Genomic DNA, 25626 nt, shown 5'->3' with positions numbered 1-25626 from the left:
TTCGATCCTTTATGCCTGTTTAGCATTATATCCAAACTTGGCTCTTAGTCTACTTGCACCTTAATTTTTCTGTCCAGTTAAGTGTAGCCTATCCACTTATAACACAGCTGAGAAAATACAATATAGATTAGAAATAGAGGGATTACAAGTTGTATTGAAGAATAGTGATTTGTTCAAAGATATAAATTATTATACTAATCCAAATGACTATGTAGTTTTACTTATACCTAGGCTAGAGTATGAAGATTATTATATATATAAATAGAATTTAATAGAAATGATAAATGGATTCAATTATCGTGGTGTTAACTTTGTAACAGTTAATCTTGGTAATAAAAAAATACCTGTATTAAATAAATTTATAAGTTTCGATTTATCTAGAGATGAAAATAAAACTTTAGACACATTGGCAGCATATTTGAAGAATATCCAATTCCTCGATTTTGAAAAAATTAACCCTGTGATGTTTGAACAATTGATAGTAGATTTATTAAAAAAGATGAGTTTTAATATTGAAGCTATAAATATGAAAGTATGCTTGCCCACCAGGGAGAAGTCATTGGAGTACATTTGAAAATATTTGTATTGAGATATTATCATATTTATTTGTTCCTCCATTAAGAGTACCTTATATACAGCCTAGAACATATTCATGGATTGATAGAAGAGATGCTGTATTTACTAATAGAGAAGATCAAGGAGATAGTACGTGGGCTCAAATTAAAAGAGAACTAAATGCAAGAATGATTTTATTTGAATTTAAAAATTATCACTCAAGTGAAATTGGAAAAGAAGAAGTATTGCAAACAAAAAATTACCTTACAGCCCCTATGGGGAAATTAGCTATTATATGTTCTACTAAAGTTCCGAATAATGCGACTCATATCAAACGAAATATTATTTATTCTGACAATGGCACTGTGATTCTTTTCTTAACTAAAGATAAGCTTATTGAAATGCTATATATTAAAGAACGTGGCGAAAATCCTGCAGATTTAATAATGGATGAAATAGAGATGTTTTATCTGCAACATGAATAAGTTAATAAAAAATTAAACAACTTTATTATCCGCTTGACCAATAAAAAATAAAGCATATAAATAATTTTTTAACGATTTTAAATCCACCTACCAAATCAATCAGTAGGTAGTTGCTGCATTTCTAGGTATAAAATTAAACAACTTTATTATCTCTGCACAGTTGTTGTCTCTAAATAAAATTAACGTTCCTTAGATAAAAATAAGGTTCCAGAGAAAAAAATAATGTTCCAAATCCGAAGGTTTTTCCGGTACTTTTCCGGCAGACCTTCGGTTTTTTTATGTGCAAATTCGGCAGCCATTCAATCGTAATCCAATCCCGTTTTCCAATCAATATTTAATCCCCATCCAATCAGTTTGGTTCATCCAATCCTCCTTTAATCCTTGTTCCATAAGGGTTTAGGCACCTTCGGTTCTTTTTCAGTTGGGTTTCTCACAGAATAGAATCGGTGTCTTTTCCAGTGTTTTTCTCCACTATTTAGATCCAATCATCCTCCATTTTTCATTCAGTTCCATTCTACTCCGGAACGAAATTTTTTTATCAAAATCAGTGAAAAATCGTTACATAAACGAGCGAAAATGGGCAAAAAGGCAGGAATTTAATTTTTTTATAATGAAAAATGGATAGGTAACAGAAGAGGGCGTGAGCCCTAGAGTGGCAAGGGATAGAGTGGTGTAAAGAGGGGAAGGGGCGGTGGAATGTAATTTTTTTATGGGGACAGTTGTTGTAGCTTTATAAAAAAGATTGATCATTTAAAACAAAGTTCGATTATTTAAAATAAAGATTGATAATTTGTAATAAAGTTTGATTAAAAATCCTGTTTAAACAGGATTTTTTTGTTCCGCAATCGGGCCAGATGTTCCTGTCAAACATAAACGGTAAACGGTTGTCTAAGAATTAAATTACCATTCCTTACACAATAATACCGTTCCTTAAATAAAAGGAGCATTCCCAAACCGAAGGTTTCCTGAACCCCATCAGCAGACCTTCGGTCTTTTTTTGTCCGAAAAAGAAAGGGAGAAAAAGGCGAGGAAAGCATGAGAAAAAGCATGAAGAAAAGCGGGAGGAAGCAAGAGATAACAAGGGCTTGAAGCTGAAAGGGAAGGAGAAAAAACAGGAGCAAACATGGGATAAAAAGCGGGAATAGCCATTCCTTAACCCTTAAATCTACTCTGTTATTATTATGTCGGATTCATTGAAAAATCGTTACACAAATGATGAAAAGGCGGGAAAAAAGCGGGAACGTTATTATTCTTTAAGGCAGAGTAGGAATAAGGTTGAAGGGGGGCGTTAAGTTAAGCGGAGGAAGGGATTGTGGGGGGGAGGGAACTCTGTTATTTTTTAGACACTTTTAGTCTTTTTTATATAGGATGTTGTCCAATAATGATTGAGGGAAGTATAAATATCAAATGTCCTCAAATTTTTAAGGTCAAAAATGAAATCCATAGGTAAAATTCATATTTATTCAATATTTTCTATTCACTTAATATATAAAAGGATCACAGACCCTCTGACTTTTTGTAAAATTCAGCAATTACATAGTGAATCGTGTTACAGTAATTAATGAAGATAACTAATTCCATTTAAAGGAACTATGTTAATAGGTAAATATTAATGAAGAAAGGAATAAGGAAAATTGTATGAAGAGTTTTTTCAGAAAACCGTATAAGGTTGCATTAATTTCTCTAATCGCAACGATTGTAGTTACTGTTTTACTCTTATGTGTATTGAGGTTGTCAGGATTCGATTCAAGGATTGTACATATGATTGGTAAAGCAACGATTGCAGTTTCTTTACCCTTTTTAGTATTGAACCCTTTATTTGGCTTTATCTATTCATTTTTCATTAAAGGAAAAAGTAAAATCCTGTATATCCTGTTGCATTTAGCTTGCATATGTACGATTTCGGTTTTTGCGTTTACTGCTTTTATGTTTAGATACTTTGTACCTTTTGCTCCATAAAACTCAATAATGAAGATTAGAGGGGTGTGAGGATTGCCAAAAGTGTCAGCTATATTAGGAGTAATTTCAGGGGCGTTATCAATTTGTCTATGGGTTATCTTTAGCTTCTTCAATCCCTATTCGAATGCAACTGATATTGAACCCAAATTGAATCTGTTTATCATGTTGTGTCTTCCTGCTTGTTTAGCCATCATTTCTTCTATAATGACTAAAAAATCATTAATGTTAATTGCCTTCATATGGTCATTTCCAATTAGTTTGTATGTAGCCATGACTCCCAGCATATTTGCTTTATTTGGCGTGACATGTTTTGCCTACTTAATCAGTTTCTGTCTGATTCTTGCAAAGAGGTGATAAGTTGAAAAGGACAATGCCAATCCTCCCCATTATTTTTATGAGTATTTTACTAATAGGATCATTCCCTTCTATTACAAATGCTTGTTCATGTGCAGAATTACCAGGTGTAGAGGAAGAATTTGAACGTTCGCAAGCAGTATTTAGTGGCAAGGTTGTTGATGTAAGGGAAAAGCGTAGCCTCAAAGGGGAGCTAACTAAATCAGTCCTTTTTGAAGTAACAAACACTTGGAAGGGTGTAAAGCAGTCGCAAATTATCATTATTACTGGTCAAGGTGGTGGAAGTTGTGGATTTCATTTTAACGAAGGACAGGAGTATTTAGTTTATGCTTACGAATCAACGATGTACGGAGCAAAGTCACTTGTGACAACTATTTGTGATCGAACCAATGAATTGAGTGTTTTACAAGAGGATTTGACAATACTGGGAGAGGGACAGCAACCAATTGAAGATGTTGATTTAACGGGTAAGCATGAAGAAAATCAATTATATATATGGGTTGCGATTGTTATAGCCATGGGTATCCTTTTAATTTTCATTTATTGAAGACGAAAAAATGATGGGGTGAATCGCTCATGATTGAAAAACTATATCAATCGATTGAAAAACTATCTGGCAGTGAGGCAAGGAATCTATTAATAAATATGATGATTAAAATAAAAAACATGCGGGAATCGAAGGATTTACAAGAGGAACTGCTGGGAGAATTATATTCTTTATACGATGAAGCTCTTGGAGTTTCACAAAGCAAAATGGAAATAGCATTTAATACGGTTCATATCGCATGTGGAGAATCCACTGCGGGTACTTTACGTTACGGTTTAGGGCGTGGGAATAAGGTGATTGGAATTCCTGAGTTCTTTTCTATCGGGTCTATTTGGGAGCTTCATAAGGATGTAGGTCGCAAACACCGATATGAATGGTTAAAGGATCATATCAACATGGAAATGGATTATTTGGAAGAAGAGTATGAAAGGAAAATTACGAAAACACTTGAAGAGATTGATGCAATCCCAGGGGATGTCCCAATTGTTATTTGGACTGCTGACAATGCAGAAGAACAAACGGGAATGCGATATTTTATGTATTTGTTAAAGGAAAAACCCAATGATGTTCTTCTAATAAATACATCACTTGCTTATCAGGAATTATTTGTAGTACATGATGATCAATATTTTCATCATACAGGTACGATCTATCCTGAACAACTAAAAGAGATGTATAAGAAAAATGTAGCAAAACTCTTGTCTGTCGAGGAAAGAGATCGCTATCAAAGAGAATGGATTTTACTAACAGAATCAAAAGAGGTTTTACGGATTTGGCAAAACAAACAAATTACATTTGTAAATGAGAGTCACTTTGACTCATTTATTATTACTGCCATCCAAAAACTACATGCGGAACAAGGTCATAAAGACTTTATCTTGGCCGCCAAAATTATTGGCGAAGTTCTTGGTCTATTGAAAGGTAGTGTTTTCGATGCGTTTTTAGAATACAGAATAAGGGAATTGGTGTATAACGGAGTGTTTGAAATAAAGGGAATTCCGAAAGACATGAGATCTTATAGTGTGAGAGTAAAAAATAATGTTGAAACTTTAAGTGAATGAAACCGTAATAAAGGTGCAACGATTAGCAATCTAATCGGATGTTATGGTTGAGACATAGTATAGATAAACGTAGAAGTAGTAAAATTGAAACAGATGATGGATGGAATAGAACCTTTTATGGAAGTCCAACGATAGGTAGGATTATTGTAGTTGGAGCAATTGTTATTTATTTAATATTTCAATAACTACTTTTTGAATGTTATTCAATAGGTTTTCAAAGAAATTATGGCGACGTGACTAAAAATGAATGGAGGCTTAATCATAATGAGTCCTATCATTGTGTTGCTAATCATTGTTCTGGCTGTTATTATGGATTATTTTTGGTTTGATGTTGATAAGAAAAGATGGGGATGGATGAAGAACTGGTCTAAATTTAAAAAGATTATGTTCTTTTCAAGTTTTGTAGTTGTATCAGTTATTATTTATTTGGGATTAAGTTTGGAATTTCTCTAAAAATGAAGGCGTTATCAAGGGGTAATGCCTTTCTTTATTATTGTTTTGTTCCAATACTGAATCCTATTATTTAAGGAGCAAACTCAGTTATTGAGGGGATGTATATGGAATCGAAAGAATTAAATAATATGAGATTAAAGCAAGTTGTTGTAATAAATGGGCTTATTTTAACATTTATACTAATCCTTTTCATTGTTACTAATGTTTTTGATTACAGCCATCCGATTGAACCAACTGTGCCATCTTTTTGATCCACCTCGGACATAGATCTGACCCATGAAAGACATGACTGATCCACACCCTCCTATATAATGAAGGAGCACATACGTGCAAATTTATTATATAGGAGGGTTTTTTTGTGATTAAGTATCGAGAAATCTTAAGGCTTCATGCACAGGAAGTCACACAAAGGGGGATAGCTTCAAGCTGTGGTCATTCTAGGAATACGATTAGAGAAGTAATTCGGCGAGCAGAAGAGAAGAATATTCAATGGCCAATCGAAATGGATATTACAGATCTTGATCTACAAATAATTTTATTCCCTGAGAAAAAGATACTTTCGGACCATCGTCGAAAGCCTGATGGCGAGTATATTCACAAGGAATTGGCTAAATCCGGGGTAACACTCTCTCTTTTATGGGACGAATACTCTTTACAGTGCAGGGCAAACGATGAAATTCCGTACAGTTATCGTCAGTTTTGTAGATTTTACAACGAGTATGCCAGGAGAACCAAAGCAACAATGCGCCTTAAAAGGAAGCCTGGGGAACAAATGGAAGTAGACTGGGCAGGTCAAACTATGTATCTCACAAACAATCTAACAGGAGAAGAGATTCCTGTTTATATTTTTGTTTCTGCGTTGCCATGTAGCCAGTATGCGTATGTAGAAGGGTTTTTATCCATGGATGTAGAGAGTTGGATTACAGCTCATATCCATGCATTTGAGTTTTATGGAGGAGTGACGAGGATTATTATTCCCGATAACTTAAAGACCGGGGTGATCAAGTCTTCACGAACCGACCCAATTCTTAATCAGAGCTATCAGGAAATGGCAGAGTATTACCAGACTACTATTATCCCAGCACGTGTACGTCATCCAAAAGACAAACCGAGTGTAGAAGGGAATGTTGGTCATATATCAACTTGGATTATCGCTTCTCTTCGCAATGAAAAATTCTTTTCTTTGCCTGAACTTAACAAAGCGATTAAAGAAAAGTTAGATGTGGTGAATACTAAACCTTTCCAGAAGAGAAAAGGAAATAGGCAGGAAGCATTTTTGGAAGAAGAAAAATTTGCATTGATTCCCCTGCCTCATTCACCATATGAGATTGCGAGCTGGGCAAAGACCGTTGTCCAGCCTGACTATCATATAAAAGTTGATAATAACTATTACTCTGTTCCCTACGATTATATCAAATGTGGAGTAGACGTTCGAGTAACGAGGAATATAATTGAAGTATTTTATAAGAATATCCGGATTGCTTCTCACAAAAGATCAAATAAGTCAGGTGGGGATATCAGTACTATTCCTGATCATATGCCTAGGGATCATAGAAAATATGCATCCTTTGATAAGGAATTTATATTAGAGTGGGGTGCCACAACCGGTCCTTCCACCTTATTAACCATTGAAAGAATCCTTGAATCTTACCCGACTGAAAAGCAGGGGCTAAAATCCACCTATGCATTGATGAAACTAGCAGATAAATATTCTATCGAACGCATAGAGAAGGCGTGTGAAAGAGTCTTGTCTTATACGCCAAGACCAAAACTTAAAAGTATACAGACCATCCTAAAAACAGGACACGATAAATTACTATTAGAAGATACAAACAAGCAATGTAGCACACAAAAAAATGATAACGCTTACGGATTTACTCGTGGCGCTGATTATTACGGGGGGAATAAAAATGACAATTGATAATACCTTAACAAAATTAAATGAAATGAGAATGTCTGCGATGGCAGAAACATTTAGAGAGCAGTTGAGAAATCCAGATTATCGAGAACTGTCTTTCGAAGAACGATTTGGGTTACTCGTTGATATCGAATGGTCCAGAAGACAAAACAATAAACTTGATCGCCTGATTAAAGCAGCTGAATTACGCGATACACAGGCGTGTATCGAGGATATTGAATATCATCCAGATAGAAAGCTAGATAAAGCGCAAATCTTACGATTAGCAACTGGTAATTATATTGAAGAGCATCACAACATTATATTAATGGGTGCTTCGGGAAATGGGAAGACGTATTTAGCCTGTGCATTTGGCATCGCCGCATGCCGTCAATTTTACAAAGTAAAATATATTCGATTACCTGACCTATTGGATGAATTAGCAATCGCAAGAGGAGAAGGAACATACAGAAAGGTTATGAAAAAATACAAGAATATAAACTTACTCATCTTAGATGAGTGGCTATTAACTTCATTAAAGGAGACCGAAGCAAGAGATCTTCTTGAAATCATAGAAGCACGCCATCAGTATGGTTCCACAATATTTTGTTCTCAATTCGATCCCAGAGGATGGCATGACAAAATTGGCGAAGGTACATTGGCAGACGCAATCCTAGACAGAATTGTGCACGATTCTTACAACATACTTATTGATGGTGAAGTCTCCATGAGAGAACGTCACGGATTGGCGGTATCCAAATGATTCCTGAAGAGGTTGAACTCCGTATAGCGAAGTATTTCTTTCACATGTATCTACCTGATGAAGTAATGCGGGAAGTGGAAGAGAAACTGCAAGCCTTTAATAATAAGGGTTTGTTGATGGTTTAAGCAAAATTCGTAAACATTTCATCTCTTTTACTTTATTAAAAAATAGATAGTGTAAACAAATTAAGTTCTAATCTCGTGAATCATTAAGAAAATTAAGGGATTAAACATGTTTACAAAGTTAGGAGGTTGACATGAATTTTCAAAATAGCTTTAAAGTGAACGGTCAAGATATACCTTACTATCATTTTTTATATGAGAATAACCTGCATGTGCTTTTAAGAAGGAAAAATTACTGGAAGGCAAGACAAGCTACATTGGAGAATGGAATGTCGCTATTGGAGTATTTAGCAAAGGAAACTAACAAACAATTCAACTTCAATAATGTGAATTTTCCAGTCTTTGAACGCGCAGTCATGATGATTATTCACTATTTCAGTGATAATCGAACCCATGATTTAGACAATTTTATATATAAGCCAATTGTAGATACTATCAGAAAAACGAGAGTCATTCCGGATGATAATTATAAAAATCTCTCGCTCTTTTATGTGGGTCAGCCAGATTTTAAGGATTGGCTTGAAGTGTACCTTGTACCATTCTCATATTTTACTGAGTTTGCCAATCAGCATTTTTATGAATTAACTGATACCTTTATCAGCAAAAAACAAATTAGATCTATTCAAGAAGTTGAAGAAGAATTACAGAAGAAGAAGGAAATAGATTACGCGAAATTAATGAAAGGAAGTGATTTTTTCTAGTCAATCAACTTAAAATTGACCTTAAAATTCAACTTAACATTGTTCGATTAGAAAATTGAAATTTTAAGTCTAATTTTAAGCCTAATTTTAAGGTGTAGCATTTCCAAAAATGTTGATATACCAACGTTTTAGTAACAATTTTTCAACTTATTAAAAAGGGGCTAAAAATCGGAGTTTAGTGTTAGGTGCTGAATAAGCCTGTTCAGTGACCGTAACACTAAACAGATTTGGCACTAACTGAGGGGTAGGTGAGAAAAATGTTTGCTTATGACAAACACCTGACTGATAAGGAGTTGGCAATTCTAGAGGACTTGTGTACCTTTCGAGCACTAACAACGGAAATGATTCAGCACCGCCATTTTGAAAAGAAAGGGAACTATGTAAATGTGCTGCTCTCTCAACTGAGAAAGGAGGGGTATATTCGCTCATCCATTTTAAGCAAAAGCCGGAAGGGAAGAAAAGGCTTTGCATATCATCAGATTTCCGAAACGGGAAAGGAATGCCTGATAAGGCATGGAGTGAGTGTTGAGGGTCAATGGAAGAACATCTATCTAAGTGATTATCAGATTCCAAACTTGCTGCTAGCAAATGAAGTATTGTTGGAATATGAAAGTTTGGGCTGGCAAGTATGGGATAGCCGGCAAACAAAATCTGCCTATGGACTAGATTATCGAAACAATATACAAGGCATGCTGTTCTCTCCAAACGGAGAAAGATACGGATTATATGCCCTGGAGACAAGAATAACGGAAAATGTTGTTGGCCGAATACAGTCAGAAATACGGAAACACACACAAATTGAAAATTGGATTGTTTTAGCGAAAGGAATGGATAGTTACAATCTGTTTATTGAATATGGGTTCGAAAATGACAATGAAGAAAAGAGGCACCTCCCACAACAAAAACGATTGCTGACAATAGGGAAACTCGTGATCGAACCATTCAAAATCAATTTTGAAAAACGCAAGGCATTTTCAACAGAGGAACAATGGATTCAGAGGCTATGTGCATATTACGGTTTTAAAATTAAAACAACGGATATCGAAGAGAACAGACGTCAATCCTTCCCCATTATCATAGAGCATCAAGGGGAAGAAATGTATTTTGTGGATTTAACAGATGCAGACCTAAATAAATATAATGACGTCATCATTTATAACGAATCACTTTCCAGCAGACAATGGGAAAGGAGGAAGGTAGTAGTGGTCACCCTGCAAATCGAAAATAAAGCTAATTTGAAACTAGATGAATTACAAATAGTGGATCACTTGCTACTGGATACAGAAGAATTCAAGCAGCTGTGTACCAAATGAGAGATGAACCATGACGCCACCTTCTCACCTTGTGAACGAATGAACAAAAATAAAAGGAGAATGTTAGCAAAGGTAGACGTCACCGTTAAATTAATAAACTAAACCTGCATATTTTCAAAACGCGTTTTACATTTCCAAACTGTATTTTCTAAACTTGATTTAAATCGTTAGCAGTTGTAGCATGCAGCTAAAAAATACGAAAGGAGTTTCAATCGCTATGAATGATATGAAATCAAAAATACATTATGGGATATTAACGTTCCTGTTGATAACGGGAGTCAGTTTAGCATTTACAACCTTCATGGATTGGTTTATTCCTAGCCCATTAATTTCATTTATTTTCGAGATGCTAGCACTAGGATTATTCGCTGTTGCTCGTGATAAAAGAAAAGAAACTCTTACTTTATTTTCAATAGCCACATACATCAATTTAATAATTGCAAGCTTTATTTATAAAATATGGACATTTGAAACAATCTTTACAAGAATAGAAATGACAAGATTTAGCCTATTGATATTCTTACTAATCAGTTTACTTCTTATAATAGCTTATCTTCGAGCTAAAAAAAGCTATAAGCAAGTACAAGGCAATCAGCCACATAATAATTCCTGGCATATTTCAAAGAATAAACTAAAAAAAATACAGGATTCCGATGATATTTACATTAACTTAGGAATATTTGAAAAAACAGATAAAAAATAGACTAGTCAAAAGGACTGCCAATTATGTGGCAGTCCTTTACAGATGTTTGTCTCCACTTATCTATTTTTGGTATATAAGACAGTAACAGTACATCTTTCATCCATCGGATTAGTTGCAATCCTTCGCTTAACGATATTTTAATCTAGGTAACCTAAATTAGATAATGCTTCTAAATATTCATGAAACAGAGGGTTATTTATGTCGCAATCTTTCTTTTCCATACCTATAAATAAAGTTAGCGTTTCATATAATTTTTGACAATGTCCAATTAACCTACCATTGTCAATATAATGCCCTTCATTAACACTTAATAAAATAAAGAAATAATCGCCTTCTTGAATTCGAGTATACTCCTGCTCACTTGGTGTTGAATTATGAAAATTATTCGCGAATTCTTTATTTAACTCTTTCAAATTATTAATATCGTCTTTTTCTTCATTAGTTAATATCCTGCTGATGACTTCATCATTATTAATTTTATAACATTTATTAAATAAATGTATTTCTGCCGGGTCTAGTAGAAAAGCAATATCTTTAATGTTTACCTCTACAGCAGAATATTCATTTTTTAGAATTACTTCAGCATCTGACAATATAAAATTATTTGGTATGGTTTTTTGCAAGAATCTAGCATAAAGTTCATTAATATCCTTTGTCATTAAAACTCATCCCTTAATAATAAAATGAATGGCCTCCAGTACGATTATATAAATGGAAATGTTGATAGTATCCTTCTGCAGATGTTTTACCCCAATCTCTTTCTGGTCCAACAGGAGTTCTGTTACCCCCTGCTTCTCTTGCTAAAGAAGCTGCATCCGTATAAGATACTGACCACACATTATTATTTTTTGTATCTGTAGATTTTATTCTAGATACAGCTTGTGATCTACTTAATGCATTTCCTATATATAAATCCCCTCTTGTGATCATAGCCATATAATGTTTATGTTTGTCCTTCTTTAGTTTTGAAGATACTTCTTTAACGGCAGTATAAGTAATTCCAGCAATTGTAACAGCAAGACCAATAGCAATTAAATGTGCTAACAAAGCTTCACCAATAATTACACCTAATGGAATTAAGAACGCAAATGATGCTTGTAAATTATCTGAATTAACATTATATTCTTCACCAGTTTCAATATCTATGAAATTAGCTTCAATTTTATCTTCAGTTGCTGTTTCAACTTCAATTTTATAATCCTTTTGATTTTTACCTGTTTTTTTAGATTTTTCATTTGTTTTTAAAGAAATTTCACTAGTTTCTTTATTAAATGTTAAAAAACCAATGACTCCATCACGTTCTGTTTTAATTGTAATCTTTTTTTCATTATTGACTAAGACTTCGAATTCTTCTCCACTTTGTGATTTTGCCATTGCTACACCTTGAAAGCAACTGATAATCAAAGTAATACTCAATAAAAATACAACAAATTTACTTATAGAAATTTTCATATTATTAATCTCCTTGGACTCTTTATTTAATAATTACTAATCCTTCACCATAAATTTCATCTTTACCCTTTTTTCCAAGATCCTTAGACCAAGACTGTAAAATATCATACACTTGTGAATGAATATCCTCATTTGAACTGATATTAAACTTTTCCTTATCCCGTAAAATTAGAGAAACAATACCAGTAATGTAAGGCGTTGCTAAAGATGTACCACTATTAATGCTATATTTATCGTTAGGTGCAAGAATGGGTATATCTACTCCTGGAGCAGAAAAATCTATCTTGCCCTTTGAGGTAAAAGAAGCATTATCATTATCTTTTTCAGTAGCTGTAACTGAAATAACTTTAGGATATGCTGCAGGATATTCAACTTCACCACCATACGTATTCCCAGATGAAGCAACAACAATGATCCCCTTACTAATAGCTTTATTAATGGCAGCCTCTAATAGAAAATTATCTTTAGATATCCCGAAACTTAAGTTAATAATATTTACATCATTGTTAATAGACCACTCAATCCCTTTAACAAAATCTTCTACGGAACCATTCCCATCCCTGTCAAGTACTTTTACTGAATACAAATAAACATCAGGTGAAACACCAATTAATCCAATATTATTATTCTGAGCAGCAATAACTCCTGCAACAGCAGTTCCATGACCTAACTCGTCAATAATTGGTTCATTAAGATTAATAGCATTAAATTCACCTTGAATTACACCTTTTAAGTCTTTATGATTCTTATCAATGCCACTATCCAATATGGCTATTTTAATTTTTTCTTTGTTTAATTCTGTCCATAACACAGAAGCATTAATTTTATGTACTCCCCATGGAGTCAATTGATCTAAATTCAAATTCTTCTGTTGAAGCTTATCTTTAAAAATAAAGGAAGAAGAAACAAAGATACAGCCTATTATAACAATTGATAAAAACAAAAAGATGAATGTTCTTTTTATGGTAACACCACCTTTTTTGTCGAAAAAATAATAAAAATGTAATAATCTGGCCAGTATTACATTGTTAAATAATAGCAAATACCCCAATATTTGTGAAGTGACTTTCCGAATACAAAACTATCAAATTTATTCTTAAGACACATCCCCATATCCAATTCTATAAAGCAAAACTCCTACCTCCATGTATTTGGACAGATGAAGAAGAATTAGACCACGATGAACTCGTTCGATGGGCTCTTGAGATTATTGATAAACAACTAGAAGGTAAAAGCTTTAAATAAGCTAAATAGCCATTGGAATGTTTTTGGTTTCAATGGCTGTTTATTAATCTACTAGTGGCTCCTCTCCGGACTTACTGGCTCAATCTGCCACCCTATACTCAAATGAAACGGATTGCATCACTTTCTCTATATGGCAGTGGATCACTTTTGTCATAGGTGGATCAATATCTTGTCCGGAGTGGGTCAAAAAGATGGCAGAGGTGGAACTAACCTTTGTCCTTCTTCAGTTTTTACGATTAAAGTTGCCCACTTCTTCTTTGTCCTTGGGGGGTTAATCCTCTTTCAAAGTATTTTTGGCTTTATAAAGGGAGATTCTACGAAATCCTTTATTCCGATTTTTGAAAAAGTAGCAATCTATGAAAAACAAAAAATGGGAGTTGAATGGTGTAAGGAACAGAAGACAGGGAATGTTTGTCGACTGGTGTTAAGTGGTTTTATGTTTTTGCAGTCATACATTTATCGTGATTTACCTTATCAAATCTTTGAAATAGATTTGATATTTCTGTTAGTCATGGTCTTTTTTCTTTTAGTTCTTATTAATGTTAGTTTGATTATTCGCTTTAAAAGGATTGATCCTTCTACCTCTGAATTGGATTTGAAAGGTTATACGAAGGAATCAAACCTTATTGGCGGTGTTTTCGGAATCGTGTTTGCCTTGATCGTGTTTATAATTTCCATAATCTATATTATTTCATGAACTTCAATTAATGCAATCGAAGTAGGTATGAGAGTAATAGGATGAAGGAATTTTTGGAAATGTTGTCTTTAAGTTAACGTGAAATAGAGTCACTATAAATAAACCGAGGTGAGAAACAAGTGGATTCAAGAATACAAGAATTAGTTGATTTTACAAAAGCTAAATTTGGATTGAATAACTATTATTTAAAAAGACATCAGTTTTATCGGAGCATAAATATCCTCAATGAGACGGTTTATACATTATCCATGGAGTGGTTTCCTAATTATGAAACTGAACATGAGGATGATGATTCAAATCCTGAAGGTACAGCAAGTATTGAGATAAACGTGAACAATCGTAAATTTAAGAGTGCTATTTTTGTAATGGGTAAGTCCTGTGCAGAAAATGGGATTATGTTTGCCAATCGTAATACGGAAGACATCATCAAATGGGTTGAGAGTGAAACAGGATTAACGTATGGAAGGCAGTTTCAAATACATAAAGAAGAAGAGGGGGAACTTCTTTTTAAAGAATGTATTGATGGTGTTGCCGTTTATCCTGCTGGTTATATTGAAATTAAATTTGACGAAGAAGGAAGACTCACCTTTTTTTCCATACATGGTCAATTTCCTTCTAAAGAATTGATTAGGGAGGATAAATATTCTCTTTCCCTTGATAGGTTAGAACATCTAAAAACAGAGCAATTAAGCCTCGTTGAATTTCCTTTGCATGAACAGAAAAAAATAGTTCCTGTTTATGCGGTTGAAGAGATTTTTAGTACGAATGATGGAAAGTCAACAATTCCATTTGAAGTCTTTGCGGATGCAAGCCCATATTTGAAGATAGATAAAATTATTTATTGGGACGAGCCAATGAATAAACCGTTTGAACGGAAAGAGATCAATTGGATTGAAGATCTTACAGCGGAACAAGCATTTTCATGTGAGCCTTCTCCTGATTCATTCCCAATTACGAAGGTAGAACAAGAGAAATGCATGATGGCTGTCAAGAACCTTTTACGGCAGGAGTATCCAAATGAATCAGGAAATTGGGTACTAAAACACTTTTATCGTGATAGAGGGTATATTCACGCTACATTGAAAGCGAATATTCAGGAATGTCGTGTATTTCAACGGAAAATAAAAGTCTTTATTGATTCAAAGAGTTTTCAAGTTGTAAATTACATGGATAGTAGACCGATGTTGGAAACTTTTGATGAATTTCAAACATCTGATCCAGTAACCATCACGAAAGAGGATGCGTATGAAAAACTGAAGGGGTTGTTTGAGTTAAAACCTTATTATGTTTATGACTTAAAACAAAAACAATATGTCTTATGTGGGAAATTAGATTGTCAATATGGGGTGAATGCAGGAAGTGGTGAAGTAATTTTATTAGATGACTTGTAGTTTTTGGGGCCATGAAGGGGAAATTGAACGATGTATTCTTGGAGAGTAACAAAATATAATCCTTTAAACAGAGATGCCGATGGAAGTTATCTCAACCATGAAGAATGGACTTGTTTTTCAGAGGTTGGGACAAAGATAAATTAACGGAATGATTGCAGTGGAAAGTACAGTCGCTTTTTAATAACAGGGAGAATGTTGAAGAATAGATAAACAGGCAGTAAAGGGAGGAGGAATAGGATGGTAAGAAGTAAAGTGGCACTCATTAGTTCAGTTGTTATTTTAGGTATATGTATGTATTTATATTTTCCATTTCCTAATAACGTAATGTTAGAACCACGTTCCACATTCATGTCGTTTCCAATTCGCAATCAAGAAGGATTTATTCCCCTTGGTATAATTGGGTCTATTTTATTTATCATCGCCATGATTTTATCTTTCTATGGCATGAAGAAATATCGCTTTCGGACAATTATAATAGCTGTAATCGTCTATGCAATTTTGCCCAATCTTTTAATCGCAATGTACCAAGAAACGTTGGCGAGTGGCATTAAAGCTATTTCATATGATGGTAAGGGCAATTGCAATTTTGAGAATGTAAGTGAAGATTTATTGAATGGGGAATGTAATTTTGTGTTACAAAATCGAAGCGGTAAAGACGTATCATTTGAATTAGAATTTCTGGATTCCTTTTTCATGGAAGATGGGATACGTATGGAGTCGCTAATGAATTTAGCTGGCCCATACAGTATTACGATAGAGGCAAATCATAAAAAATCTATCCATTTGAAGGAATTACTCGATTTATCAGATGTTCCTAAACATATTGACGGAGGAACATCGAACAATATTCATTTTAAGTTAATTGATGGGGAGAATACACGCACCTTATAGTAGGAGTTTTTCCTAACTTAAATGAAGTCGTTTCTCATATTAAAGATGTTCTAACAACAAACGAAAACGATTAGAAGTAAATGCTTTACTAAATTTTCCTTATATGGAAAATAAAAAGGAGATTATGAATGGAGATAAATTATAATTTATCAGAAGAAGATTATTTAAACTTTAATATGTTTCACGCAAAAAATTCAACGGCAGTCAGAAGAGCATTGAATTTAAAAGATTTTTGACACCTATCATCTTTATCATTTTATCATTTGTACTTTCAAAAGTCGGAGGCATACATTTTCTTGGGGTATTCATCCCTTTTTTAGTTGTAAGTATCCTTTGGATTATTTTCTATCCTAAATATTTCTATTCTTACATGATCCGAAATACTAAGAGAATGATCAAAGAGGGAAAGAACGATGGCTTATTAGGAGAACATCAAATGATTTTGTCAGAAGAGGGGATAATCGATTCGAATTCTAATGGCGAAACATAAGTAACTTGGTCGGGTATTAAAACTTTAAGTGAGGACAAACATAACATCTATCTTTACAACAGTTCAGTCAGTGCATACATTCTTCCAAAAAGAGCGTTAGATGATGTTGAGAAAATAAAAACATTTCTTAAATCAAAGATATAAAATGAATATTTACGATGAATGTTTGCCAGGGAATAAACCTGACTTTGAAAGACCAGCTTCAGAAGATAAATTAGGAGAACTCGAATGTAAGAGGGATTGAAATGCTTTTCACTTTGTCAAGAAACGGGGCAGGTTAATTGAATAAGACTCTGGATTTTTATGGTAAAATTTGAATAATATGGTGGAGGAGACGATGAAAAAACTTTTTTCTTTATAAGTTTTATATATGTTGTACTTAAAATTATAAAAAGAGGTGAAATATGGGGAGAATGGGAATTAGCATTTTAATAGTTTGTTTATACTGTTTTCCATTTGTCTATTTGTCGATGTATCAAGACTTTGCTAATCGTTCAATGTTTGGTTATTTAATAATGATTGTAGCGACCTCGCTCCTTGCGTTCTTTGGAAAATTCTTTGGTAACCTCATCCCTTTTATTATTGGCAATATAGTATCTGGAATAGTTTCATTTTATTTCATCAGTGAGATGGCGGGAAACGAACGATGGGGAGTCTATTTTAAGCCACTTACTCCGAATCAATTATTAATATTCGTTAGTTTTTTGAATTTGATTCCTCAGTTCCTCGTTATGATGTTAGCAAATAAATATAAAAATAAAGTTTAAGATTAATTTAATTGGGAGGGAGTAACTTCTAATTCAAAGAAGTTACTCATTTTAAAGAAATATCAACAATATTGATTAACATAGCCAAGATAAGAAAGAAATAAATAATCAGATTATCTGAGGATAATACAGCGAATTGTAAGGTATTATATTTAAACTATGGTGAAAGCAAGAGAAGGGAATGTCGTTGAATTTAAAGAGGGATTAAAAGGAGTGGTCGAGAAGGTATACGAGAATTCGGTACTTGTGGAACTGGTTCGGGATGAACAAAAGAACGCTTCTTTTCCTTTTCAAAAAACCGTTGTGAACCATAAAAATTACAAGATTGTGAGAATATAATAATATTCCCGTTCGCATATAAAGGTAATGCCTTCAAACTGTTCTTCCAGACGGTTTGGGCATTACTTGTTAGGCTCCATACAATTCCTCAGAATCCTCCTCATATGAGACCATGACCGCTAACTTCAACATATTACTCATAATTGTTAATAAATGGGTGTAGGGATTCCCGTTTTGTTACTGAAGATAGATGCATTTTGGATTTATTTCCTTTTATAGTTTTGCTAATGAAGTTAATAGAAAGAATCCATGAGAATGATGTAAAGGTACAACATGTTAATAAAGTGGCACTGGGGTATAAGAATTTAAGAGAAGAAGAGATTGAAGAAGGGGTTTGTCGAATTAGTACACTTTTAGAGGTTGAAATAATATCATTTTTATTAGGAGTCTGTACATGGATAATGGAGGTGGGATAATGTGGATAAATTTTTAATTCTTGTCACCTCATGTTTATTTATTATCAGTTTAACTGGTTGTTCTGAAAATGAGACATATGGATCGGAGGAAGCTGTAAAAAGAGGTGACGTTGTTTATCAGAGTGAAGTTGTCAATTTAGAGAGGTTTGAACAGTTCTTGAATAACCTATCTAAAAATAAAGAGGACAAGATACGAGTTACTGGCTATACACACGAAGGAGACCCAATATATCAAGATTTACAGTTTGATGGAAAGGCCATTCAATATCGTTACGATAACTTAAACGATGAATATGCTGGAAATGATAAGGGCATAAAAACGGACATTTGTACAAAAATCGTTGAAAAAGAAAATGTACAAGGTGAAGTTGAATACTTGATTAGTGGTTGTTCAAAAAATCAAGACCACTTTCTTATTCGTGTAGGAGTAAAGGAAGTTGAAGAGAATGTTCTGGAAGAGATCATCATTTATCACATGAAGAATGGTTCAGAAAAGGTCATTTTCAAGGGGAAAGAGGCAATTAGAACTATTGAAGAGGCAGTCAAAGGTGCAGAGAAACAACCAGGTATTGTTAATATGGCAGACCCACAATTTAAGATAGTTTTAGGGAAGGACATTTATTATCTTTGGATTACAAGTTCTGATGGGACAGTAGGAACAATTATGAAGGCCGAAGATACCCATACGATTTATCTCTTATCTGAACAGTCCACAACACAACTTAATGAAATGTTACAATCGTTTTAGCAGAAGTTAGATAAGTGAATAAGGAAAGTGCAGGAGATAAAAACTATTATCCTAATAAAAGTGGGTGATCCTTCAAGAGTGGAAGGATTGCTCTTTTTATTTTATTCCAGAATGTGGTTGACTGTTGGTGATTACAGTTGTAATATTTAGTTGTAGATCACAAATGTAATATTGAGAGGAGCATTCTCTGACATATGAAAGAATTACCTAAAATATCTGAAGCTGAATTAGAAGTGATGAAAGTCCTTTGGGCAGAATCACCTCTAACAGCAAATGAAATCATTGAAAGGTTAGAGTCAACATCGGACTGGAAACCAAAAACGATTCGAACCCTTATTAACAGATTAGTCCAAAAAGAAGCAGTATCTTATCATCAGGATAAAGGGCGTTTATATTCGTATTATCCTCTGGTCTCGCAAGAAGGCTATTTGCAAGTAGAAACAAAATCCTTTCTAAAACGTTTCTACGGTGCGGCCTTTAAACCATTGCTTGTGAATTTTTTGAAGGAAGAAAAGTTATCTTCGGAGGACATTAGCGAACTTAAACGTATTCTCGATGAGAAAGATGAAGAGAATCAGAGGAAAGGATAAGTAAATATGATAGATATTGTTTTCAACACCTACCTGTCTCGCCTTTTTGACTGGGTAATAGAAACAACAATGATGGCAAGCATATTAGTGGGACTTATCCTTATTGTCAAAATATTGCTGAGAAATAAGCTAACTCCAAGATGGCACTATCTTTTATGGATGATTTTAATTGTAAGACTTATGCTTCCCTGGTCTCCTGACAGCTCGTTTAGTATCTATTCAATCCTATTAAACGGTTACGAATCTATTACTTCTGTTCAAAGCCAACCCATCAGCTCATCAGAAAACGAACGCTTGCAGGAAACAACAAACATTTTATCTGGCACAAAGGGAATCACAGAGGAGGAACCCTCTACTTTCAATGCACCACAAATGATTGAGGAAAGTAAGAATAAGATGATGATTCATGATGAAAAACCAAAGGATGAATCAGAACCACTTTCTGTGTATTCCATTGCTCTAACCCTTTGGTTGACAGGTGTTATAGGATTAGGCTTCATAACGTATCTTTCGAATAGACGATTACAGAACTATATAAAACAACAACCTGTTATAACAGACGAAAGAACTGTCCGAATTTTTGAGAAATGCAAGGAATCGATGTCTATTCAGCGGAATATTCCTCTGCTTTTAGCTGGAAGAATTCCAAGCCCTACAGTTCTTGGATTCTTTCGACCAAGAGTTTTACTAACGAGTGATCAAATCAAACTCCTCAACGAACAGCAACTACGACATATTTTCTATCATGAATTAGCTCATATTAAACGAAAAGACGTTGGTATGAATTGGCTTATACATTGTTTACTAATTATAAACTGGTTTAACCCGATCATTTGGTATGCCTATGTTCGTATGCGAGAGGATCAGGAGCTTGCATGTGATGCGTACGCTCTCACCTTTATGGAGGAAGAGGAAAAAATACAATATGGATATACCATTATCAATCTTTTAGAACACTATGCAAATTATTATCCAGTGCCGAGTTTAGCCAATTTAAGTAGAAATAAAAGAATATTAAAGAGGAGAATTTTTATGGTTAAAAATTTTAAAAAGAAATCGTATCGCTGGTCTGCACTCGGTATCATTGCAGTGGTTGCTATTGCATCAGTATCTTTACTGAATGCCAATGCGGGTGGGTCAAATGAAAAACAGAAAGAAAAAGTGCTTGAAAATGAATCGATTAAAAATGACGGCAGGGAAAAAGGTAATAAAACTCTTGAAAAAACGGATGAAACAAAGAACCAAGAACAAGATAACAAAACTGTTCAAACAATAAATAATAATCAATCGGAAGAGACTGCTATGGATTATGGGGATAGTTATAAAGCTGTAAAGAATTTTTCTTACATTGTTTATGATGGATATTATTATAAATTGGGGGAACAAGTTGACCAATCAAAAGTTGGTTCACAGATTGGAGAAGTGAAACGTATAGGAACTTGGGAAATTATTAAGGATGGAGACTCAAATGAAGTTCCACCTGGCCCTATATATTCAGTAGTTGATAAAGACCCGAAAGAGGTAATCGTTGCAAAGCAATGGTCAAACAGAGATGTGTATGTACAATTTGAAAGGGAAAGTCCTGTTATTCAACGTGATAAAAGTAAAATTTACAGTACAAAAAATGACCCTGAAGAAGTTCAAATTGCCGTACAGAATGTAAGAAATGATAGTTCGGTATTATATGAGTTTAAAAACCAAGCCCGATTAGAACTAACTTATATTAGTTATGACCCGAATCATAGTTCTACTGCATCGCTTGGGTACACTGTATCAGAAGTAGATGCAGGGATATTATCAGTGAAGCAATATCCGAAGAATGAGGTTCCCAAAGGCTCAGCATTTATTAGGGATTACGTATTTATGAGAGAAAATAATAATACGATTAAAAAAGAAATAAATAAAGAGTGGAAAGAACCTGTCTTGAAAGAATCTTTTGTTGTGAATGGTATAGAATGGGGAAAATATGAAACCATTTATCAGGAAGATGTATATCGGGGAGAACAACAGAACCTATATTTTGAAATAAGTACACAGGGGGAAATCGATTTAAGCCTTATGAAAGAGTTTTTAAGCTCATTTGAGCAAAGTAATAATGAATAGGTAGTTATTTATTTTAAAAGTGCATTACTGGGAACAATGGTAATGCCCTTTTTTATAGTTGATGCAGGATAGTGGTCTTTCAGGAGGAAAATGATGATTAAAAAAAGCGGAAAAATACTCATAATCACCTTTTCAATTTTAATCTGTTTAATAGTGTATTACTTTTTACAACTTAATTGGATTTCGGTCTCAAATGAATCTGTTCGATTAGAGGATTTACCAAAGGAATTCGATGGCTTTAAAATCGTACAGTTATCCGATTTGCACAATAAAGAATTTGGTGAGGAAAACAAAAGGTTAGTTAATAAAATCAATAAAATTAAGCCAGATATAATTGTGATAACTGGTGATATGTTAAATAACTCTCATGATATAGCGAATAATGGAGAAATTCTAATAAATTTAATTACAAATTTAAATGACAATTATCCGATTTACTATGCTACAGGAGAACATGAAGAAGGCTTGTATTATGAAGATAGAAATAAGTATCAAAAAGAAGGAACGAAGGAAGCATACGAGAGGAAATTAAGCATTCTTGGTGTTACCGTTCTAAATGATGAGCAAACAACAATTACACGGCAGGATTCAAAAATTAATCTGTATGGGTTGAAAGAACATTTGTCAGGAGATATTCAAATTGAAGAACGATTAGGCAAACCGAATGAAGCTGAAGTAAATATTTTACTCTCACACAGACCTTTTTATTTTAGTGAATATGCCGATTGGGGAGCAGATATAGTCTTTTCTGGTGATACTCACGGGGGAATGATGCATTTACCTATTATTGGTGGTATTTTTTCAACAGAGGGACTATTCCCAGAATATGATGGTGGTTTGTTTCATAAAGAAAATTCAGTCATGGTTTTAAGTAGAGGTTTAGGAAATAATCCAATCCCACTTAGAATAAATAACCGACCAGAAATAATGACAATTACTCTGAAAAAGTAAATAGGAAAGTAACTCGTATTCATGTATAGGGAGCGATTGCTTCAAAATTGTGTCCAACTTTACAAGGGATTTAAATAAATGGAAATTTGAAAGCCAGAATGCTGAGTCGTTGAAAAGAAAATAATGTCGGATGTCTACCCCTTTAGATTAAGTTGATCCAAAGGGGTGTTTTTTTCTATATGTACCTCTGAAGCTAAAAAAGGTTATTAATACGATTTTGAGGAACAACTTGTTCTTCCATAATGGGCGTTAGTTTTTGAACAAAGAAGTCGCCTTTTCTTTATTCAGAGGCAGTTTCGTAGCAAGACTATGATATATTAATATTAAGGAGGCGGTTATATGGGTGAAATAGATATAGCATTTACTATATATATTATTATTTTAGTTATAGGCTTGTTTATTGGTTATAGATACGGCTCCTATATGATAAGAAAAACAGGCTTATTTTTTCCTCAATTATTTATCGCAGGAACAATTGTCATAGCAGTCGATATTATCGCCACAATAGGTTGGGCTTACTTCTCATGGGGTACTAACGAATTTATATTCATTATTGGAATATTTTTAGGTTTAGGTTCGATGCTCGTAAGTGAAGTGCTATTAATCACCATTCTACTAATTAAGCGAAAAAATATGATAAAAACATTCAATGATAATTATTTGAACACTTTGTAGAAATTATTCCACTGGAGGATGTCTCCGAAAATAAATGAAAACGCTTTCCTTGCTAAATTGCAGGTTTGTTGAATATGGATTTCTAAATTATTAAACAAAATGGAACGACTCTATCGATTTAATTGTAATTTAGGAAAGGGGGAATTAAAATGTTCAATTTCTTCTTCATTATTGGTGTTATAGGAATTATTATATCGGGAATTTTTATAGGTGCTTGGACTAATGGACAACAGCAAAGAGCAAATTATCATTCTGAGACAAAAGAACACAGAGGTTTTAGAACTAAGATTTCAATGTATTCTGGTTTGATAGGAGTAATCTCATTGGGGATTAGTGCAATTATTTATTTCTTTTAACTTCTTTAACGAAAGGGTGATTTTTGTATATGGGCTAATCGTATTTACAATAGATAAGTAAAGGTGAGGCACAAAGTTAATTATTCAACTATTGGAAACATCGCCAAGAGTTGTGCCATCTTTTTGAGGCGACTTAATGGAATAAAACTTAATAGGAAAATTGGATATTATGGTAGTAAATTAGAAATATTTTATCTTTTTTTGAAAGGGGATTGAAAAATGTGGAGACAAACTTGCTAATAACCCTGCTCACTTCAATCATTCCGTTTTTATATTTCATAGTAATAATCGCTATTATTTGGTGGATGGTTGCCATAAAAAGAACGAATCAGAAACAGGTTGAACAAAATAATGAAATAATTGAATTATTAAAGAGATTGATTGAGAAGGAAAATGATAAACATCAAAGTTAGTGTGATTCAATTAAACTAATGGTTTTTCTTTACCAAAGTTTTAATTTTGAGGAGGAACTCTTGATGAAAAACCCTTCGAAACAAAATTCAGAAGAAAAGGATGTTCATCAAACCATAGAATCCCATCATTCAGCAAACCCATTGGCTCCAGATAGGACATCTTTTAACGATGTGATAAAGCACGGTGACATAATAAATGGTTTCCAATCCCCTAAAAAAATAGAGCAACTTCCGAAATGGTATCAAAAGCCTTTCAAACTCCTTACAATCATCACCATAGTTGGTCTCATTTCAATAATTTTGTATCAATTTATCCAGACAATTATTTCAATGATTACTCAAAAATAGTTATCCCACTTAAATGTTAAATATTGTGTTTCTCCATTTTGATTATTCATCCTTGTTAAAGGAGTGCTGATAATGAAAACTGTATATAGTAATCTAAAAGTGGACCACCGCAGTCATTGAAAAGTCCCCCACCTAGCTTATAATAACCCATGAGGAAATACCTATATTTCAGCGTGGGGAGACTGGAGCGATGATAGAATTGAGCAAGAAACAGAATGTCTTACTAATGCATTTAAGGGAGGGAAAATCACAAAGAGAGATTGCAAGGGAAACAGGAGTTGACCGCAAAACAGTTAGAAAATATATAAAAGAGTATGAACGTAAGAGAATGGAAATCCAACAATCTGATGACCCTGTACAAACAGGTGTAACCGTCAAGTAGTTTTGAACACTTTTTGCTAATTAAGTTTGAACACTTTTGTCTCCGAAAATAGTGCTTCTGTGTTTTAATCTATAACTATCTTCATTCAGGTGAATGACTTCGACCCTATGGAGTAGACGGTCTAATATGGCTGTTGTAATGCCTTGATCTCCCATTAGCTCTCCCCATTGATCCGGCCCTTTATTGGACGTTAAAATGATAGAACTTCGTTCATAAAGGCCATTGATTAAGTGGAAGAACAGGTTGGCTTCCCGTTGATCCATTGCCATATACATCAAATCATCAATGATTACCAGATCCGACTCCATGATTCTTTTGAGCTGAGTCTTGGATTTCGATAGGTACTCTTGTGTTTTGAGAACATGAATGAGTTCCCCCATCGTTGAAAAGATGGCCTTGTACCCGTTTTGAATGGCTTCCAGGCCAAGCCCTATGGCAATATGGGTTTTCCCAACCCCT

At 33.9% G+C, this 25626-nt stretch carries 29 protein-coding genes and 1 pseudogene; 26 read left to right on the top strand and 4 right to left on the bottom strand.

Annotation, left to right across the window (positions count from 1 at the left end):
- Positions 1–277: 277 nt before the first annotated feature.
- The 12 genes from HNR53_RS22225 to HNR53_RS22175 all read left to right on the top strand — a co-directional run bounded on the left by HNR53_RS22225 (position 278) and on the right by HNR53_RS22175 (position 10913).
- Positions 278–574, top strand: coding sequence for a hypothetical protein (locus HNR53_RS22225; RefSeq protein ID WP_184530228.1), 297 nt, complete (start codon positions 278–280; stop codon positions 572–574).
- A gap of 169 nt (positions 575–743) precedes the next feature.
- Entirely contained in the window at positions 744–1040 is a 297-nt protein-coding gene (locus HNR53_RS23115; protein ID WP_221452443.1) for a hypothetical protein, read from the top strand.
- A gap of 2317 nt (positions 1041–3357) precedes the next feature.
- Positions 3358–3900, top strand: coding sequence for a hypothetical protein (locus HNR53_RS22215; protein WP_246439766.1), 543 nt, complete (start codon positions 3358–3360; stop codon positions 3898–3900).
- A gap of 29 nt (positions 3901–3929) precedes the next feature.
- Entirely contained in the window at positions 3930–4961 is a 1032-nt protein-coding gene (locus HNR53_RS22210) for a DUF1835 domain-containing protein (protein WP_246439764.1), read from the top strand.
- A 264-nt stretch (positions 4962–5225) separates the two neighbouring features.
- Complete coding sequence (locus HNR53_RS22205; protein ID WP_184530227.1) at positions 5226–5414, top strand: hypothetical protein; 189 nt, start codon at positions 5226–5228, stop codon at positions 5412–5414.
- Positions 5415–5518: 104 nt separating this feature from the next.
- Positions 5519–5665: a hypothetical protein gene (locus HNR53_RS22200; RefSeq protein ID WP_184530225.1), complete on the top strand. Its 147-nt coding sequence runs from the start codon at positions 5519–5521 to the stop codon at positions 5663–5665.
- Positions 5666–5772: 107 nt separating this feature from the next.
- Positions 5773–7335 carry an IS21 family transposase gene (istA, locus tag HNR53_RS22195; protein ID WP_184530223.1) on the top strand — a complete coding sequence of 521 codons (1563 nt, stop codon included), beginning with the start codon at positions 5773–5775 and terminating at the stop codon, positions 7333–7335.
- Positions 7325–8074, top strand: a complete 750-nt coding sequence (istB, locus tag HNR53_RS22190; protein ID WP_184530221.1) for an IS21-like element helper ATPase IstB — start codon at positions 7325–7327, stop codon at positions 8072–8074. The genes istA and istB overlap by 11 nt, the downstream gene beginning before the upstream one ends.
- On the top strand, positions 8071–8199 hold the full coding sequence (locus HNR53_RS23555) for a hypothetical protein (RefSeq protein ID WP_281391898.1): 129 nt from the start codon (positions 8071–8073) through the stop codon (positions 8197–8199). Before istB ends, HNR53_RS23555 begins: the two co-directional genes overlap by 4 nt.
- A gap of 131 nt (positions 8200–8330) precedes the next feature.
- Entirely contained in the window at positions 8331–8897 is a 567-nt protein-coding gene (locus tag HNR53_RS22185; RefSeq protein WP_184530219.1) for a hypothetical protein, read from the top strand.
- Positions 8898–9154: 257 nt separating this feature from the next.
- Positions 9155–10210 carry a hypothetical protein gene (locus HNR53_RS22180; RefSeq protein ID WP_184530217.1) on the top strand — a complete coding sequence of 352 codons (1056 nt, stop codon included), beginning with the start codon at positions 9155–9157 and terminating at the stop codon, positions 10208–10210.
- Between the two features lie 217 nt (positions 10211–10427).
- Positions 10428–10913, top strand: coding sequence for a hypothetical protein (locus tag HNR53_RS22175; protein WP_184530215.1), 486 nt, complete (start codon positions 10428–10430; stop codon positions 10911–10913).
- 137 nt (positions 10914–11050) lie between these two features.
- Here the strand turns inward: HNR53_RS22175 and HNR53_RS22170 are convergent, their stop codons facing one another.
- From HNR53_RS22170 to HNR53_RS22160, 3 genes are read right to left on the bottom strand one after another with little or no spacing between them, the layout of a single operon-like run.
- Positions 11051–11572: a hypothetical protein gene (locus tag HNR53_RS22170; RefSeq protein WP_184530213.1), complete on the bottom strand. Its 522-nt coding sequence runs from the start codon at positions 11570–11572 to the stop codon at positions 11051–11053.
- 13 nt (positions 11573–11585) lie between these two features.
- Complete coding sequence (locus tag HNR53_RS22165) at positions 11586–12365, bottom strand: SAR2788 family putative toxin (RefSeq protein WP_184530211.1); 780 nt, start codon at positions 12363–12365, stop codon at positions 11586–11588.
- Positions 12366–12387: 22 nt separating this feature from the next.
- Positions 12388–13227, bottom strand: coding sequence for a S8 family peptidase (locus tag HNR53_RS22160; protein WP_246439762.1), 840 nt, complete (start codon positions 13225–13227; stop codon positions 12388–12390).
- A 561-nt stretch (positions 13228–13788) separates the two neighbouring features.
- On the opposite strand from HNR53_RS22160, the gene HNR53_RS22155 reads away from it, so the two are divergent.
- The 14 genes and pseudogenes from HNR53_RS22155 to HNR53_RS22090 all read left to right on the top strand — a co-directional run.
- Positions 13789–14307, top strand: a complete 519-nt coding sequence (locus HNR53_RS22155; RefSeq protein WP_377802173.1) for a hypothetical protein — start codon at positions 13789–13791, stop codon at positions 14305–14307.
- A 119-nt stretch (positions 14308–14426) separates the two neighbouring features.
- Entirely contained in the window at positions 14427–15698 is a 1272-nt protein-coding gene (locus HNR53_RS22150; protein WP_184530207.1) for a hypothetical protein, read from the top strand.
- A gap of 237 nt (positions 15699–15935) precedes the next feature.
- Positions 15936–16589, top strand: a complete 654-nt coding sequence (locus HNR53_RS22145; protein ID WP_184530205.1) for a hypothetical protein — start codon at positions 15936–15938, stop codon at positions 16587–16589.
- Positions 16590–17094: 505 nt separating this feature from the next.
- Positions 17095–17223: a YcxB family protein gene (locus HNR53_RS23750; RefSeq protein ID WP_184530230.1), complete on the top strand. Its 129-nt coding sequence runs from the start codon at positions 17095–17097 to the stop codon at positions 17221–17223.
- A 782-nt stretch (positions 17224–18005) separates the two neighbouring features.
- On the top strand, positions 18006–18185 hold the full coding sequence (locus HNR53_RS22135) for a DUF2187 family protein (protein WP_184530203.1): 180 nt from the start codon (positions 18006–18008) through the stop codon (positions 18183–18185).
- Positions 18186–18602: 417 nt separating this feature from the next.
- Positions 18603–19349 (top strand): DUF4362 domain-containing protein, encoded by a 747-nt coding sequence (locus tag HNR53_RS22130; protein WP_184530201.1) that lies wholly within the window; start codon positions 18603–18605, stop codon positions 19347–19349.
- A gap of 194 nt (positions 19350–19543) precedes the next feature.
- Positions 19544–19939, top strand: coding sequence for a BlaI/MecI/CopY family transcriptional regulator (locus HNR53_RS22125; protein WP_184530199.1), 396 nt, complete (start codon positions 19544–19546; stop codon positions 19937–19939).
- Between the two features lie 6 nt (positions 19940–19945).
- Positions 19946–22042, top strand: coding sequence for a M56 family metallopeptidase (locus tag HNR53_RS22120; RefSeq protein ID WP_184530197.1), 2097 nt, complete (start codon positions 19946–19948; stop codon positions 22040–22042).
- A gap of 90 nt (positions 22043–22132) precedes the next feature.
- Positions 22133–22993: a metallophosphoesterase gene (locus HNR53_RS22115; protein WP_184530195.1), complete on the top strand. Its 861-nt coding sequence runs from the start codon at positions 22133–22135 to the stop codon at positions 22991–22993.
- Positions 22994–23332: 339 nt separating this feature from the next.
- Positions 23333–23668 (top strand): hypothetical protein, encoded by a 336-nt coding sequence (locus tag HNR53_RS22110; RefSeq protein ID WP_184530193.1) that lies wholly within the window; start codon positions 23333–23335, stop codon positions 23666–23668.
- Between the two features lie 149 nt (positions 23669–23817).
- Entirely contained in the window at positions 23818–24024 is a 207-nt protein-coding gene (locus HNR53_RS22105; RefSeq protein WP_184530191.1) for a DUF5316 family protein, read from the top strand.
- Positions 24025–24245: 221 nt separating this feature from the next.
- Positions 24246–24437 (top strand): hypothetical protein, encoded by a 192-nt coding sequence (locus tag HNR53_RS22100; RefSeq protein ID WP_184530189.1) that lies wholly within the window; start codon positions 24246–24248, stop codon positions 24435–24437.
- Between the two features lie 63 nt (positions 24438–24500).
- Entirely contained in the window at positions 24501–24785 is a 285-nt protein-coding gene (locus HNR53_RS22095; protein WP_184530187.1) for a hypothetical protein, read from the top strand.
- Positions 24786–24975: 190 nt separating this feature from the next.
- Positions 24976–25143, top strand: a pseudogene (locus tag HNR53_RS22090) (helix-turn-helix domain-containing protein); the annotation flags it as partial.
- 44 nt (positions 25144–25187) lie between these two features.
- Here HNR53_RS22090 and HNR53_RS22085 read toward each other — a convergent pair.
- On the bottom strand, positions 25188–25626 hold a 439-nt coding region (locus HNR53_RS22085; RefSeq protein WP_184530183.1), incomplete at its 5' end, for an ATP-binding protein.

This window comes from Bacillus benzoevorans (genome assembly GCF_014207535.1).
Taxonomy (GTDB): domain Bacteria; phylum Bacillota; class Bacilli; order Bacillales; family Cytobacillaceae; genus Bacillus_BD; species Bacillus_BD benzoevorans.
The sequence above is the reverse complement of the archived record's forward strand: the minus strand, read 5'-3'. Positions and strand labels throughout refer to the sequence as shown.